This window comes from Aeromicrobium sp. P2_G6, assembly GCF_056403535.1.
The window spans coordinates 37,284-51,691 of record NZ_JBFUFH010000005.1 but is presented as its reverse complement, the minus strand read 5'-3'; the positions used below and the strand labels follow the sequence as shown (position 1 = coordinate 51,691).

General features: G+C 63.1%; 15 protein-coding genes. 3 read left to right on the top strand and 12 right to left on the bottom strand.

Annotated elements, in window-relative coordinates:
• Window positions 1-161: 161 nt before the first annotated feature.
• Window positions 162-1,694, bottom strand: coding sequence for a long-chain-fatty-acid--CoA ligase (locus tag AC1DVU_RS15915; protein WP_476923434.1), 1,533 nt, complete (start codon window positions 1,692-1,694; stop codon window positions 162-164).
• Window positions 1,695-1,872: 178 nt separating this feature from the next.
• Here AC1DVU_RS15915 and AC1DVU_RS15910 point away from each other — a divergent pair, with 178 nt between their 5' ends.
• The gene (locus AC1DVU_RS15910; RefSeq protein ID WP_476923433.1) at window positions 1,873-2,544 is read left to right on the top strand and encodes a TetR/AcrR family transcriptional regulator; all 672 of its coding nucleotides are present in this window, start codon (window positions 1,873-1,875) and stop codon (window positions 2,542-2,544) included.
• A gap of 86 nt (window positions 2,545-2,630) precedes the next feature.
• Here the strand turns inward: AC1DVU_RS15910 and AC1DVU_RS15905 are convergent, their stop codons facing one another.
• The 4 genes from AC1DVU_RS15905 to AC1DVU_RS15890 all read right to left on the bottom strand — a co-directional run bounded on the left by AC1DVU_RS15905 (window position 2,631) and on the right by AC1DVU_RS15890 (window position 6,140).
• Window positions 2,631-3,497, bottom strand: coding sequence for a mycofactocin-coupled SDR family oxidoreductase (locus AC1DVU_RS15905; protein ID WP_476923432.1), 867 nt, complete (start codon window positions 3,495-3,497; stop codon window positions 2,631-2,633).
• A gap of 60 nt (window positions 3,498-3,557) precedes the next feature.
• The gene (locus tag AC1DVU_RS15900) at window positions 3,558-3,998 is read right to left on the bottom strand and encodes a VOC family protein (protein ID WP_476923431.1); all 441 of its coding nucleotides are present in this window, start codon (window positions 3,996-3,998) and stop codon (window positions 3,558-3,560) included.
• A 21-nt stretch (window positions 3,999-4,019) separates the two neighbouring features.
• The gene (locus tag AC1DVU_RS15895; protein WP_476923793.1) at window positions 4,020-5,498 is read right to left on the bottom strand and encodes a CoA-acylating methylmalonate-semialdehyde dehydrogenase; all 1,479 of its coding nucleotides are present in this window, start codon (window positions 5,496-5,498) and stop codon (window positions 4,020-4,022) included.
• A gap of 78 nt (window positions 5,499-5,576) precedes the next feature.
• Window positions 5,577-6,140 (bottom strand): cupin domain-containing protein, encoded by a 564-nt coding sequence (locus AC1DVU_RS15890; RefSeq protein ID WP_476923430.1) that lies wholly within the window; start codon window positions 6,138-6,140, stop codon window positions 5,577-5,579.
• Between the two features lie 238 nt (window positions 6,141-6,378).
• Between AC1DVU_RS15890 and AC1DVU_RS15885 the strand changes: the two genes are divergently transcribed.
• Together AC1DVU_RS15885 and AC1DVU_RS15880 are read left to right on the top strand one after the other, a co-directional pair.
• Window positions 6,379-6,837 (top strand): DUF3237 domain-containing protein, encoded by a 459-nt coding sequence (locus tag AC1DVU_RS15885; protein WP_476923429.1) that lies wholly within the window; start codon window positions 6,379-6,381, stop codon window positions 6,835-6,837.
• A 58-nt stretch (window positions 6,838-6,895) separates the two neighbouring features.
• The gene (locus AC1DVU_RS15880; RefSeq protein ID WP_476923428.1) at window positions 6,896-7,828 is read left to right on the top strand and encodes an alpha/beta hydrolase; all 933 of its coding nucleotides are present in this window, start codon (window positions 6,896-6,898) and stop codon (window positions 7,826-7,828) included.
• 22 nt (window positions 7,829-7,850) lie between these two features.
• Here the strand turns inward: AC1DVU_RS15880 and AC1DVU_RS15875 are convergent, their stop codons facing one another.
• From AC1DVU_RS15875 to AC1DVU_RS15845, 7 genes are all read right to left on the bottom strand, one after another.
• Complete coding sequence (locus AC1DVU_RS15875) at window positions 7,851-8,276, bottom strand: MaoC family dehydratase (protein ID WP_476923427.1); 426 nt, start codon at window positions 8,274-8,276, stop codon at window positions 7,851-7,853.
• Window positions 8,276-8,728: an FAS1-like dehydratase domain-containing protein gene (locus tag AC1DVU_RS15870; protein WP_476923426.1), complete on the bottom strand. Its 453-nt coding sequence runs from the start codon at window positions 8,726-8,728 to the stop codon at window positions 8,276-8,278. The genes AC1DVU_RS15875 and AC1DVU_RS15870 overlap by 1 nt, the downstream gene beginning before the upstream one ends.
• Window positions 8,729-9,448, bottom strand: coding sequence for an ABC transporter ATP-binding protein (locus tag AC1DVU_RS15865; protein WP_476923425.1), 720 nt, complete (start codon window positions 9,446-9,448; stop codon window positions 8,729-8,731).
• A complete protein-coding gene (locus tag AC1DVU_RS15860; RefSeq protein WP_476923424.1) occupies window positions 9,445-11,427 on the bottom strand; it encodes a branched-chain amino acid ABC transporter ATP-binding protein/permease in 1,983 nt (660 codons plus the stop codon). Before AC1DVU_RS15860 ends, AC1DVU_RS15865 begins: the two co-directional genes overlap by 4 nt.
• A gap of 69 nt (window positions 11,428-11,496) precedes the next feature.
• On the bottom strand, window positions 11,497-12,363 hold the full coding sequence (locus AC1DVU_RS15855) for a branched-chain amino acid ABC transporter permease (RefSeq protein ID WP_476923423.1): 867 nt from the start codon (window positions 12,361-12,363) through the stop codon (window positions 11,497-11,499).
• A 12-nt stretch (window positions 12,364-12,375) separates the two neighbouring features.
• Window positions 12,376-13,548 carry an ABC transporter substrate-binding protein gene (locus tag AC1DVU_RS15850; RefSeq protein WP_476923422.1) on the bottom strand — a complete coding sequence of 391 codons (1,173 nt, stop codon included), beginning with the start codon at window positions 13,546-13,548 and terminating at the stop codon, window positions 12,376-12,378.
• A 230-nt stretch (window positions 13,549-13,778) separates the two neighbouring features.
• Window positions 13,779-14,399, bottom strand: a complete 621-nt coding sequence (locus AC1DVU_RS15845) for a TetR/AcrR family transcriptional regulator (protein ID WP_476923421.1) — start codon at window positions 14,397-14,399, stop codon at window positions 13,779-13,781.
• Between the last annotated feature and the right edge of the window lie 9 nt (window positions 14,400-14,408).

Below are 14,408 nucleotides of genomic sequence, written 5' to 3'. Positions count from 1 at the left end.
GTCCTGTTGCCGTCGACTCGTTGAGCGCCGTCACGCCGCCGGTCATCATCCGCCGCCCTCCGCGAGTATGGCTGCCCTCAACTCGACACCGAGTAGCCGGACGGCCCGCACCGAACTTGCTGTTTTCGTGCCTGCCGGCGCGGCGGGCCGAAGGGTGCGGGTCAACCCCTCTCGGCTTGGGCCGGCGGCTCCACCTCGCGTCGGAGGATCTTGCCGGTCGCGCCCTTCGGCAAGGCGTCGACGAACCACAGTTCGCGCGGGTACTTGTATGGGGCGACTCGATCACGGACGAAGCTCTTCAGCTCTTCCGCCTCTGCGTGCGAGCCATGCTTGAGTGCCACGGCCGCCCCGATCTCCTCTCCGAAGTGTGCGTGCTTGATCCCGACCACCGCTGCTTCAGCCACGGCGGGATGCTCATAAAGAACTTCCTCGACTTCGCGGGGATAGACGTTGTACCCACCTCGAATGATCAGATCCTTCTTGCGATCCACGATGGTGTAGTAGCCGTCGCTGTCGCAAGTGGCGATGTCGCCGCTACGGAACCACCCGTCGGGGATGGCCTCGGCAGTTGCCTCAGGACGGTTCCAGTAACCCTTCATGACATTCTCACCTCGAATGGCGATCTCGCCCGGTACGCCGTCGGAGACCTGCTCGCCGGCGTCGTCGACGATCCGCAGCTCGCAGCCGCGTACGGGCAGACCGATCGTGCCGGGTCGGCGCTGGTACCCGGGTCGGTTGAAACAGGCAATGGGTGCCGTCTCTGAAAGTCCGTACCCTTCGTAGATCTCACAATCGAACTTCTGCTCGAACGCTTTGAGGATCTCGACCGGCATGGCCGCACCGCCTGTGATGCAGGTGCGAAGCGAGGACATGTCGGCGCTGTCGGCATCGGGAGAGTGCAACATCGCGGCGTACATGGTGGGCACGCCTTCGAGAACCGTCACTCGATCACGGGCCAGGACCTCCAACGCTTTTGCCGCCTCGAAGCGGGGAACGAGTGTCAGGAGGGCAGCGGCTTTGACCGCCGCATTGAGGCCGCACGTGAGACCGAAGACGTGGAACAAGGGCAAGCACCCGAGGATCACGTCTTCCGGGCCCACTTTGATCAGCGTGTCGACCGTCGTCGCGGCGTTGGTCGACATGTTCCGGTGGGTGAGTTCTGCTCCCTTGGGTTTGCCCGTAGTGCCGGAGGTGTAAAGGATGACAGCGGTGTCGTCGTCGGCCCGATCCGTTGCTTCATAGATCGGCTCGCCGGACATGTTGACCGGTCCGGTGAGCGGTACGGATATCGAACGGATCCCCAGCCTCGCCGCCGCGGCCGACACGACCGCATCATTCCCCTCCAGGCAGTACACGACAGTCATGCCTGAGTCGGCGAGGTAGTACTCGACCTCGCGGTCGCTGAGCAGCGGATTCATCGGAACGGCGACCGCTCCAACAAGCAGAGCCCCGTAGAACACGACAGCGTATGCCGGGACATTGGGGAGCATCAGGCCCACCCGGTCTCCTGGGCCAACGCCTCGGGCTCGCAGATCTCCAGCCACGACCGAGGCCTGGTGATGCAGCTGCCGATAGGACACGACGTGATCCTCGAGCTTCACGGCTGGCCGGGCCCCGTGCTTGTTGGCCGTGGTGACGAGATTGCCGGCGAGGTTGGACACGCGTGACTCCTGCTTCGATTCGGGGACCCGCATGCGTTCGAGCGGAACATCGAGCGAGTTCAAGGGACAGTCATCGACGCGGACCCCGCGAAGGGGAACGCCGACCCGACATGCCTATTATGAACTATGTGTGCAGTATAATCAACGCCATGTCGATAATCGTCATGACACCACGACCGGCAGCAGCTCGTCCCTGCGAGGGTGGCCTATCATGAACTTCATGGCCGCCAGTTCATCCTTCCCTTTGGGCTCCGCCGAATCACGGGTCGGACGACGAAACACCAAAGGCGACAGGCGTGAGCAAGCCATCCTCGAAGGTGCCTACGACCTCCTGCGCACGATCCCGCTGCGCAATCTGTCCATCGACGATCTCACCAAGCGTGCGGGGCTGTCACGGTCATCGTTCTACTTCTATTTCGAGTCGAAGTGGCAGGTACTGTCTGCGCTGCTTTCGAACGTCACGGCTGACGTGTTCCAAGCCTCACAGCTGATCTTCGCCCGCCCGGCAGGTATGCCGCCGGAGGCTGCCATCGAGCACGCCGTCAACGAAGTCATCCAGGTGTGGGAACGCCATGGTCACGTGCTTCGCGAAGTGGCTGACGCCGCTGCGGCCGAGCCAGACCTGCAGACGCAGTGGGACGCGATCCTCGGACGATTCATTGACGCGGCGGCCGCGAGCATCGAACGGGACAGGGAGGCCGGCGTGGCCATTGCCGGGCCGCCCGCTAGGTCACTGGCTGCTGCGTTGATGTGGATGGGGGAACGCAACCTTGCCTTGATGAGTCTGCGTAGCGAGAACGCCATCCCGTTGGACGACATGGCCGAGACAGTGACGACGATCTGGTTGCGGACCGTCTTCGGCCTTGAGTGGAAGGCGCGGTAGCGAGATCGACACACGCGAGCCCTCTCCGAAGTCATCAAGGACGACTTGGAGAGGGCTCGTGTGATTTCTGAAGGTCCGCTCAGACGTTACTGATTGTCCAAGGCCATCTTCGTCATGTTCAGCCCCGGCATGACCATGTGGCCGCCGTCGACCAGCATCTCGAGACCTGTCGTCCACCGTGACTCGTCGGATGCCAGCCACAGGACCGCTTCGCTCATGGCGCGCGGCGGCAGGAGCCCCACGTCCCGAAGAAGAGCCCAGTACTTCGCGCCCTGCAGGTCTTCCTTGACGCCCTCACCCGGCCCCTTGCCCGCGCACAGATCGTAGCCACCCTGCCAGTCCAAGGCAGGCGTGTCGGTGGGTCCAGGAAGCAGCGAGTTGACCCGGATGCCGAACTGGCCGAACTCAAGTGCTGCGCTCTTCGCCAGCCCGAGCACGCCATGCTTGGATGCCACGTAGTGGACATAATGGGGAGATCCTTCAACGCCGTTGCCGGACGAGGTGATGATCACCGAACCACCTCCGCGCGACTTCATGGCGGGAGTGACAGCCTTCAGGGTGCGCCAAGGCCCCATGATGTTGACGTTGAGCACATCCAGGAACTCGTCCTCGGGGACATCCGCGAACGGATGCACCGTCCAGATGCCGGCGTTGGCCACCGCGACGTCCAGCCCGCCAAAGGCTTGCACGCCCTCCGCGACCAGCTTGTCCAGCGCGGCCTGCTCGCGAACGTCACCTTCGTGCGCGATGACTCGCCGGCCCAACGCTTCCACTTCCTTGACAGTGACCTCGAGGTCAGCTGCCGTGCCGACGGGATAGGGAACCCGTCCATCTTCCGGGCAGTCGAAGGCGAGTATGTCCGCCCCTTCCTCGGCAAGGCGAATGGCGTGCGCCCGTCCCTGTCCCCTCGCCGCGCCGGTGACCAGTGCGACCTTTCCATCCATGCGTCCCATGTTGACTCCTCTTATTGTGTGGTTTCGTGTGCGTCTCAGGCGGCCCCACGGCAACGGGCCTCAGCTGCTCGGCTGGATCAGCTGAAGCAGAACATCGATGCCGGGGGGCTCGGTCCAGACATGTGTGGCGTCGCCCATCAGGATCGGTTCGGCAATCGGCTCAGGCCGCCCAGGCCCTCGGATGGCACAACCCGCGAGCTCACGGCCGCTGTTGGTGTGAAGGCGTAGTGCGACGTGGTCGAGCTTCGCCGATGCGCCTCCGAGAGCCGCTTCAATCGCGTCCGGGTCGTGGAGCGTGTACAGCTCGACCTCAGCTCCGGAGACGTTGAGGAACGCAGCGGTGATGCCCATGGCCGGCAGCTCGACCCTGCGAGCAACCTCGAGCCCGAACCGACGTGACCAGTGCGCGAGAGCTGAGTCCAGATCGCGTACGAGGATGCCGACATGATCGAGCCGAGGCGGGTCGGCAGAGCGCGTGACAGGCGTGCTGTGTTCCTGCATGGTGGATCCTTTCTGGCCGTGTTACTGGCTTCCGGCGGCAACGAAGTGAGGAGCAAGGCCGGGCGTGGGATCTGTCCATCGCTGAGTGACGACCTTCGACCGCGTGTAGAAGCGGTAAGCGTCGTAGTTCAGGCCGTCATCTCCGAAGCGCGAATCCCCCCAGCCGCCGAAGCCGAACCAGGAGATCGGCACAGGGATGGGTACGTTGATGCCCACGCTCCCGGCCGACACGCCCCGGCTGAATCGACGTGCAGCCGCTCCGCTGCTGGTGAAGATCGTCGCGCCGTTCCCGTAGGGGTTGTCGTTGACGATCTGTAGCGCCTGCTCGAGATCGTCGGCACGGAGCACGCTCAGGACCGGTCCGAACACTTCTTCGCGGTAGAGATCGCTCTGAACGCTGACGCCGTCGACCAGGCTGGGACCGATGAAGAATCCGGCTCCGGGTTCAAGCCTTTCGCGACCGTCGACGACCAGTCGGCCGCCTTGTTCGACGGAGCGTTCCAGCATCCCGCGGACTCGATCGAGTGCAGCATCGGAGATCAACGGCCCCATCTCGGTCGCCGGTTCCGCGCCTGGACCCACCTTCAACGCATGCGCCCGCTCGGCAGTCTTGGCGACGAGGGCGTCTGCCGCCGAGCCGACGGCCACCGCAACAGTCACGGCCATGCATCGCTGGCCCGCCGCGCCGTAGGCCGCTGAGACCAAGGCATCGGCAGCGGCATCGAGGTCTGCGTCGGGCATCACCACCATGTGGTTCTTGGCGCCCCCCAGCGCCTGCACCTTCTTGCCCGCCTCAGCCGAGCGCCGGTAGATCGCACGCGCGACAGGCGTGGACCCGACGAACGACACCGCCGCGACATCGACGTGGTCGATGAGCGCTTGGGCGGCGTCCACGCCACCATGCACCACGTTGAGCACACCATCGGGCAACCCAGCATCGCTCATGATCTGCGCCAGACGCACCGCTGCCGACGGCACCCGTTCACTTGGTTTGAGCACGAAGGCGTTTCCGCAAGCAATGGCGGCCGCAAACATCGACACCGGCACCATGACCGGAAAGTTGAATGGTGTGATGCCGGCGCACACCCCGAGCGGTTGTCGGAAGGAGTACGTGTCGACCCCGTTCGCGACCTGCTCGGCGTACTCGCCCTTGAGTTGCTGTACTACCGAAAGCGACACGTCGATCGCCTCGATCGAGCGCGCCAGCTCTCCCTTGGCATCTGCAAGCGTCTTGCCCTGTTCGGCTGTGATGATCGATGCGAGCTCGTCCGCCTGGTCATGCAGCAGCACTCGGAAACGATGCAGTACTGATGCGCGGGCCGGGCCGGGGGTGGCGGCCCAAGACCGCGCCGCGGCACGAGCGCTGACGACAGCTTCGTCGACGGCGTCAGCACCGCCCAGCGCGACGGTCCGGATCACGCGCCCAGTGGCGGGATCATGCACGTCGGCTCGCTGTCCCTCCGTCGAGTAGACGGGCGCGCCGCCAATCCAGTGCGGCACCGTGTCTAGAGATACTTCAATGGTCACAACAACTCCAGTGATCGAAAAGAGCGAGGGGTTCGAACGACTACCGAGGGCTCAGGCCTTTTCGTCCCGAGGATGTGGCAGCTCGGGGAACATCTCCAAGCCGTAGTTGACCTTGAGGTTCTCGACCTCTGCCTGCAGCTGCTCGGGCGTGCGAAGCTCACGATCGCGGGCTTCGTAGAAGTACTTGTCGATGCCGCCGTTGGGCTCAAAGCCGCTGCTGTCCGGTCCCGGAACGAACACCACGAGGATCCGGGCTTCGTCTCCGACCACCTCGTAGGTGTGCCGCTGATCCTTGCGGCCCCACACGAACTGGCCCTTCTTGGCGTTGTAGGAGCCAGCCTCGGTGTGAATCTTGATCTCACCGTCCATGACGAAGAAGCCCTCCTCTTCGCGGTGGTGCATGTGCCAGACCGGTTCGGTGCCGCGCACCCAGTTGGTCTCGATGACGATCAGCTGACCGTTGGTGGTCTCACCGGTCGCGTGAGTCCAAAAGTCCACGCCTGTCATGAAATCGCCGGTCATCTTGAAGTGGATATCTTCGCGGCGCGAGACGTAGCTCTCGCCGTCGCGTGAGACCGACGGCTGAATCTGGTCGACGTCCGATGCAGTTGACATGTGAATCCTCGCTTGTCTTTGGTGTGTGACTCCGGGAGCCGGCGTTCGGCATCTCGGCCTGGCGACAATGAGACTAAACTCATAGTCGATTTTAGTCAACACCATGTCCACTCAAGAGTCGCTCCTCGTTGGAATCACCTTCAGCTCGAATCGACGCATCGTTGACTATTCCAGACGCATAGTGCACTCTCGACCCACCGCGGGTTGACATGCAACCCGCTCGAAACGGAGGTCACCCATGAAGTTGGAGCCGGAGTTCACCTACACCGCAGAGCTCGCCGAGCCTCAGATCGTCGGCCCAGGGCCCTACGGGCTGCGTCAAGTCCTCGCCGTCACCGGAGGCAAGGTCAGCGGCAACCGATTCAGTGGTGTTGCAGCGCCCGGAGGCGGCGACTGGCTGCTGGCCGGGGACGACGGGTTCGGCCGCCTCGACGTACGCGCCCAATTCTTCACCGACGACGGGGCCGTCATCTACATGAGCTACCAGGGCTTGGTCGAGGTCACCGAAGCCGCCGCAGGCGCGCTCGGCGGCGCCGAGACGGGCACCGACTTTGGCGATCACTACTTCGTCACGACCCCTCGCCTGGAATCGGGAGACCCCAGGTACGCCTGGGTCAATCAGACCATCTTCGTAGGACAGGGCCGCATCAATCCGGGACCTGTCGTCGAGTTCCAGGTCTTCCGAGTCGTCGTATGACACGGATCAAGGTCCTCGGTCAGGCCCGCCCTTCGGGCGGGCGACGGCACGCCTGCGCATGAGTGCGCTCCACACGCAGGTTCAGGAGCTGTTGCAGTCCCTGTCCGGGCGCCCAGCTCCGCAGCCCTGGGAGATGTCGATCGAGGCATACCGGGAAACCGGCGAGAAACTGATCGCATTCTCGGGCGACGTCGACAAGCGCTGCGCAGTGGAGGATTTCACCATCCCGGTTCGTCAGGGTTCAGTCGCGGTGCGGTGCTACCGGCCGCCCGAGGCTGGACCGCGATCGCCAGCGGTGGTCTACCTTCACGGCGGGGCATTCGTGCGCGGGAGCCTCGACACCCACGACCGGCTCTGCCGGAAGCTCTGCATACGGGGAGAACTCGTCGTATTCGCAATTGCGTACCGGCTGGCACCGGAGGAGCGATTCCCCCGTGCTCATCATGACGCAGCGGACGCCGCCTCGTGGGTGAGTCAGCACGCCGATGAGCTGGGCATCGACATGAATGCCCTAGCCGTCGCCGGCGATTCGTCCGGCGGCACACTGGCCGCAAGCATTGCGCTTGCCTCGCGAGAGGACGGCCCCCCGATCAGGGCCCAGGGTCTGTTGTGCCCCGCACTCGATGCCACGATGAGCGGTGACTCGGTCGACCGGTACGAGGCCGGCCCATTCCTGACCCGCGCCGGCCTCGAGTGGGCGTACGACATGTATGTACCCGAGATCGCGGACCGAACGTCGAGCCTCGCCTCACCGTTGCTGACGCAGGATCTAGCCGGCGCTCCGCCTGCCGTGATCGTCAGTGCTCAGGTAGATCCCGTCGCCGACGATGCCCGCCGCTACGGCGCAAAGCTAGCTGCAGCGGGGGTGGCGGTCCACATACATGAGTACGAGGGCATGCCGCACAGCTTCCCGTTGCTGGCGGGCGTGCTCGACGATGGCGATGACGCCATCACGGTGTTCGCGGAGGAGCTCGCTGCGTTGCTCCGATAGGGAGACCCTCGGACCCGGAGCCTTAGCGCTGCCGATCACGATCGCCTTCAAGACGCGTCAGCACGACGGAATCGACCACAACCGTGCCGGCGATGGTCACAACATCGCTCCCTTCGATCGTCACGGTGTAGGCAACCGTCGCTGACCCTTGCTGCGTAGCACTGACGTGGCCCTCGCATCTGAGGCGCGAGCCCAGGGGGGTGGGCGCGGTGAACCGGGACGTCAAGGAGCGCAAGTCATCGAGAGAGCACCAAGACGTCACCCACCGACCTACGAATGCCATGGACAGCATCCCTTGCCCGATCACCTCACGATGTCCCGCAACTTGCGCAGCCGCATCATCCAGGTGGAGTGGATTGTTGTCGCCGGATGCCTGAGCGTACTCAGACAACATGGATCTCGTGACCGGTCCGAAGAACGCTGTGGGCACGGAGAGCTGGTCGGCCATCAGATGTCCTCCCTGCTCATGATCAGCCATATGCATTCGGAGGTGGCGACCACCTCGTCACCGCGAAGGAATCTGTTGACCGTGACGAGGTAAGCCATGGATCGTCCCTTCACACCGGCATCGGTGATCTGACGTCGTACCTGGATCGCGTCGCCCGCATACACGAGCGAACGAAAGTGAAAAGCCTGTTCCCCATGCAGAACCATCGCGGTGTCGAGACCGAGTTCGCGTATGAAGCGAAGGCTGTCTCGCTGATCGATCTCCAACGTGATCAGGAACGTGGGCGGCGCGGGAATGTCCTTCATTCCGAGCTCCCGTGCGACCGCGACCTCGAAATACATCGGGTTGGTCTCGCCGATGGCGGACGCGAACTCTCCGACAGCATCTCTGGTGATCTGCCGATCAAAGCTTTCGAGCTCTCGGCCGATGAAGGGAGTCAGTTCGGTACGCATTCAGTGGATCTTTCCGAGGTAGGCAGCGCGAACATCCGGCGAAGTCCGCAATTCATCCGCCGGCCCGCTGATCGTGATTCGTCCCTGCTCGAGCACATGAGCATGCTGCGCGAGACCCAAGGCGTCGTCGGCCATCTGTTCGATCAAGAAGATCCCGGCGTTCGTCTCGGCTGCGATCAGCTGAATCAGCCGGAAGACTTCCTGCGTCAGCTTGGGGCTGAGGCCGAGCGACGGTTCGTCGAGCAACAGATACCTGGGGGCTGAGGCGACCGCCCGAGTGAGCGCCACCATTTGTTGCTCGCCGCCGGACAGATGGCCGGCGCGCTGACTCCACCGATCTCGAAGGATGGGGAAGGCATCGAGGAGCGTCTCGACGTGCTGCGCCGACGCCTTGCCGCGTCCCGCAGCCGCGTAGGAACCCATGCGGATGTTCTCCGCGACGGTCAGCTTCGCAAACAGCCGTCGGCCTTCCGGCACCATGACGATGCCGGCACGTGCTCGCTGGGACGGGGACAACTTCTGGACAGGTTTGCCGTCGAGCACGATGGAGCCTGAACGACAAGGGAGCAGTCCGCACACAGTTCGCGCCAATGTCGATTTTCCTGCGCCGTTCGAGCCGATCACCGCTGAGATGCGGCCAGGTGCCAGATCAACATTGATCGACTCGATCACCGTGGGCCGGCCGTAGCCGGAACTGACGTCTTCAACGACCAGGCTCATCGCTGGCTCCCTTCGGAGAATGATTCCGCTTGCACAGCATCAGTCGTCCCGAGATAGACCGCCATCACCGTCTCGTCGGTCAGGACCTCCGATGCGGTTCCATGGGCGATGACGGTCCCTTGCGCCAGGCACGTCACCTCGTCCGCCACCGTTGAGATCAGATCCATGTGATGCTCGACGAGAATCATGCCGAGGCCGTCGGCACGAAGCTCTGTCAGCAGGCGCCCCAGCTCCATGACTTCGGTGGAGTTAAGCCCAGCGGCCGGCTCGTCCAAGATCAGGACCTTGGGTTGACTCGCGAGCGCTCGAGCAATCTCGAGCGCACGCGCCTTTCCGTACGCGAGGCTTCCAGCAAGGACGTACGCCTCGTCAAGGAGGCCTACGCGTGCCAGCAAAGCAGCCGCCATGTCCTCGAGCTCGGCCTCTCTTCGGTACTGCGCCCGCGGCTTCAACGCGGCCTTCCACCAAGAAAGCTGGCCGGTGTCGGCGAATCCGGCCTTCACGTTCTCGAGCGCAGTGGCCGAATTGAACAGCTGCGGAGTCTGGAAGGTTCGGGCGAGTCCCTTTCGCGTGATCTGGTCGGGCCGGTGGCCTGAGATGTCCTCGCCCGCCAAGAGGATCGAACCGCTGTCGGGGCGATATGCCCCACTCACCACGTTCGCCAACGAGGACTTGCCGGCGCCATTCGGTCCGATCACGCCATGGATGCTTCCCGGTCGCAGACGAAGGTCGATGCCGTTGACTGCCAGCAAACCACCGAACTGCTTCGTTGCGCCGACCACTTCCAGGATCGGTTCCGCGTTTACGCCGTCGACATTCACAGCCAAGAAGTCGGCCGTCGCTACCAGCTCTGCCTGCGGTTGGGGTGGCGGAAGCTGGTTGAGATTGCGACGCGTCCGCTTGGCAACGAAGTCCGAGAGGGTTCCTACGACACCGCGGGGAAGGATGAACAACGTCGCGATGAGAATCAGGCCGATGATCCCTGGCGTGGACAGGTACCACTGGTCGCTGACGTGGCGACGCTGGAACTCGGTGACCCCTTCCAGCGCCTCTGAACGTTCCAGCCAGACTACGATCACAGCGCCGACAGCGGGCCCGATCACCGTTCCGTTGCCGCCGAGAATGACGGCCAGCAAAATGGTGATGGAGAAGAAGACGTCGAAGGACTCCGGCTGCAGGTGAGCGAACAGCAGTGCGTAGAAGATGCCGCCGAGACCGCCCAGTGCGCTCGCGATGCCCAGGGCAGCGACCTTCCGTCGAAATACATGCACTCCCAGATGCGAGGCGAGCATGTCGCTCTCGCCGACGGCCCTGAGCGAACGGCCCCACGACGACAGGCTCAGGTTCCGATAGAGCACCAGCGCCACCACGGCCAACCCAAGCACCAGCACGAGCACCGAGGCGAACTCGCCCGCGAACAGAGGCGGCACGAACGTACGCCCGAATATGGTCGCATCAGGCAAGAGTCCCGTCTTGTGCTGAAGGGTGTTCGGATAGCCCGATGCAGCACCGAGCACCGGCCACTCCACCAAGACTTTGTGAACCAGCACTGCAAGGACCAACGTGATCATCGTGAACTGCGGACCGCGGAGGCGCGCCGTTCCCAAGGCCACGATCACGCCAACGACGGCGCACACGATCAGGGTGGCAGGAACCGCCAGCAGGATCGGCAAGTCACCCCTGAGTGACAGGTAGCCGAAGACATACGCCCCGACCGCGTACATCGCGCCTTGTCCGAGCGAGATGAGCCCCGCGAACCCCGCCACAAGGTTCAGCCCCGCCGCCGCCACGATGGTGCCGGCCATCAGTCCCACCAGTTGCATGTGCGGAATTGACGTCCCTTCACCGCTCAGGCCTGGTGCCAGAGCGAGGAAGGAGATGAGTACGAGTGCGACGACGAACAGCGCATCTCGACGCTGTGGCGAGACTTCAGACCAGCGTGCAAGTGTGTTCGTTGCCCCCAGGAAGCGCTTGTTCATGATGTTCCTTCGCTCTCGTGCTCGTCTCTGGACAGAGCTCTGAGTGTCTAGTTCATGGGTTGTTGCGGGTCAGAGCTTCACGTCTACTCGCCGTCCCAGCAGCCCCTCGGGACGGAACATGAGAACGATCAGAACGACCAAAAGACCCGAGACCTCGCCCCACATCGAGCCGGCGGATTCACCGACCGCAGCCGTCACCAGACCGTAGATCCCCCCACCGAGCAGTGGCCCCCACAGGGACGTGAGCCCGCCGATGATGCCTGCAGCGAATGCGCCCACGAGCAACGGCTCGCCCAGTTGCGGCGAGGCGCCCACTTCGGCTGCCCACAGGACACCGGCCAGAGCCACCACTGCCATGGCCAGCCCGTAAGAGATCATCCCGATCCGCACCGGCGAGATGCCCATCAACGAGGCTGCCTCGGCGTCTTCTGACACCGCTCGCATACGGGTCCCCAATCCCGTCAGCCGCGTCACCATGACCAGGGCGATCGTGACGACGACTGCCGTCATGGCGATCAGACCTTGCTGCGCTTGAAGCCGAACCCCGAGAACCTCGACTACCCCGTCCACACTTCCGTACTTGAGAGGCTGACGCAGCACGCCCTCGCCATTGGTCGTCAGGTTGATGATGATGAACGACAAACCGACAGTTGAAAGAAGCCACCGTGAGTCGTTGTGCCCGGCGCTGAATGGAAGCACGATCAATCGATAGGTCCACGCCCCCAACATGCCGACCACGAGGATCACGAGCACGATCTTCGCTGCGTCCGGGAGCCAGCTCCATGAGCTGACTCCCAGCGCGAGGAACGCGGCGACGACCATAAACTCACCCAGCGCGAAGTTCAGCGTGTTGGTGGTCAGGAAGGTCAGGACGAAGCCTTGGGCGACGAGGGCGAACAAGCCACCCGCGGCCAGTCCTGTCACAGCGATCTCCATGAGCTTCAGATCTCAGCAGCCGCGCTTGATGCATTCGGCGACTGTGCCGTCTGTGACGATGTTGCCCTTGGGGGTGTCGTCGAATCCCATCACGTGCCACTTCGAGATGTCGTCGTCGTAGAACTCACCATCATCGGGACCAAAGGGCTTCTCGTACGTTGCCCCCTCCACTTGCACGCTTGCAACCGACTCCATCGCATCGCGCACGGCCTCATAGTCGTCGCCGCCAGCTTTCAGCCCTTGACCGTAGGCGTCCAGTGCCGAGTACACGTTGTAGACGACCGTCGGCAACTGAGGCTCTTCACCGTAGGCTGCCCTGTATTCGTCGAGCATCTTCTTGAAGCTCGGGCTGTTCAAGTCCTCACGCTCCACGAACTTCAAGCCTTTCCATTCCGCCGGCTTGGACAGTTCGCGGTAGTTCGCCAGCACGTTGCTGGTCGTCGTCTTGCGTGGCGGGTCGAATCCCACAACCTTCATGTCGCGGGTGACAGTGGCGATGTCGGACCCGGAGGTGAAGTTGAAGAACATCGAATTGACGCCCGCATCACGCAGCCGTTTCGCTCCAGCCGTGAAATCTGTGGCGCCGGACTGCATCGACTCCCCCACCACCTTCACACCGAGCTTCTTTCCCAGGTCCCGATACTGGGCGATCGCGGCCTGACCGAACGCGTCCGCCGCGTAGGCGAGACCGACCGCCGGCTTCTTCCCATCAATGTCTGAGAAGACCACCTGACTGTTGACGGCGTTGAGCACCGGGCCTGACCACTGCGTCCTGAATGCGAAATTCTTGCCACCGGCGGTCGGAACCAGGTCGCCATTGCTCGCTGAAACAAGGAGGTAGGGACGCTTGGAACGGGCGATCACTTCAGCGATCTGCAGAGCGGGAGCCGATGTCGGAGGGCCGAAAATGGCGTCGACGTCCTCTTCATTCAGAAGCTTTTGCACGGCGCGCGACGCGCCTTCTGGCGAGCCGGCGTCGTCGGTGTAGACGAAGTCGAGCTTCAGACCGTATCGCTTCTCGATGATCGGAGCGGCGAGCTCGATCCCGCGCTTCGTGTCTTGGTAGAACTGCGGCGCCGGCCCCGTCTTGGGGCCGATCACGCCGATCGTGGCGTCGCTGTCGCCGCCTGAAGACGACGATTCCGAGCCGGAGCTGCAGGCGCTCGCGAGCAGCAGCGCGGCCACTGCTGGCACCATCCATCGTGTGTGCATCGAGTTACTCCTCTGGCCGTCGACGCGTGGGGCGCCGAACTGTGTGTGTGATGCCGCTCACCCTGCGACGCTGAAAACCTATAATCATGATTCATGATTGTCAATAGCCGATCTCCGTCGATCTGCCACAGACCGATGGGTACGCAAAAATGGGCCTGGTCGCACCCCGGACATCCGGAGCGCGGCCAGGCCCAACGGCCCACTTATCGTGGCGCTGGCAGGAAAAGTGCGCGCTCGATGAAGGCTCGATAGCCCTTCAACACAGCAGCACGGGACTCTCCAATGTGTCCCATGCTGGACAGATACACCTTCGCGTAATAGCTGCGCGCGGCGAGCAGCGCGATGGCTATCCCTTCCAGTTCGTCGGGCTCATAACCTTCGATTTCGCCTCTGTCGACTGCTCGCTTCAACGTTCTCACGTAGCCGTTGACCACCCTGTCGAAGTAGGCGGCGTTTCCAGCCGGGGCCTGAACATTCGCTTCGTCCACGACGCGAGCGAACCAAGGATGGTCTGCCACGAAGTCGAGGAAGGCCTGCATCCGCTGCATTTCGCGATCCAGACCGAGTGCATCCTTGTCCACATGCTTCTGGATGAACTCAAGCATCCGTTCGGCATACGTCGGCAGGACGACGTCGAACAAGTCCTGCCGTGTCGTGAAGTATCGATAGAAGGTCCCTTGAGAAATTCCTACGTCTTCGACGATGCGAGCAACGGACGCTTCGGCATACCCCCGATCTCCGATGATCCGCGCAGTGCTCTCGATGATCCGTTGACGCATCGCCGAGATCCGTTCCTGATTCTGCTTGTAAGGTCCTCTTGCCACGCTCGGATC

Excerpts from the sequence above, each read along its gene's own strand:
- AC1DVU_RS15860 (WP_476923424.1), bottom strand. The coding sequence starts at position 11,427 with ATGAACAAGCGCTTCCTGGGGGCAACGAACACACTTGCACGCTGGTCT.
- AC1DVU_RS15870 (WP_476923426.1), bottom strand. The coding sequence starts at position 8,728 with ATGCGTACCGAACTGACTCCCTTCATCGGCCGAGAGCTCGAAAGCTTT.
- AC1DVU_RS15885 (WP_476923429.1), top strand. The coding sequence starts at position 6,379 with ATGAAGTTGGAGCCGGAGTTCACCTACACCGCAGAGCTCGCCGAGCCT.
- AC1DVU_RS15865 (WP_476923425.1), bottom strand. The coding sequence starts at position 9,448 with ATGAGCCTGGTCGTTGAAGACGTCAGTTCCGGCTACGGCCGGCCCACG.
- AC1DVU_RS15905 (WP_476923432.1), bottom strand. The coding sequence starts at position 3,497 with ATGGGACGCATGGATGGAAAGGTCGCACTGGTCACCGGCGCGGCGAGG.
- AC1DVU_RS15855 (WP_476923423.1), bottom strand. The coding sequence starts at position 12,363 with ATGGAGATCGCTGTGACAGGACTGGCCGCGGGTGGCTTGTTCGCCCTC.
- AC1DVU_RS15890 (WP_476923430.1), bottom strand. The coding sequence starts at position 6,140 with ATGTCAACTGCATCGGACGTCGACCAGATTCAGCCGTCGGTCTCACGC.
- AC1DVU_RS15910 (WP_476923433.1), top strand. The coding sequence starts at position 1,873 with ATGAACTTCATGGCCGCCAGTTCATCCTTCCCTTTGGGCTCCGCCGAA.
- AC1DVU_RS15915 (WP_476923434.1), bottom strand. The coding sequence starts at position 1,694 with ATGCGGGTCCCCGAATCGAAGCAGGAGTCACGCGTGTCCAACCTCGCC.
- AC1DVU_RS15875 (WP_476923427.1), bottom strand. The coding sequence starts at position 8,276 with ATGGCCGACCAGCTCTCCGTGCCCACAGCGTTCTTCGGACCGGTCACG.
- AC1DVU_RS15900 (WP_476923431.1), bottom strand. The coding sequence starts at position 3,998 with ATGCAGGAACACAGCACGCCTGTCACGCGCTCTGCCGACCCGCCTCGG.
- AC1DVU_RS15880 (WP_476923428.1), top strand. The coding sequence starts at position 6,896 with ATGAGTGCGCTCCACACGCAGGTTCAGGAGCTGTTGCAGTCCCTGTCC.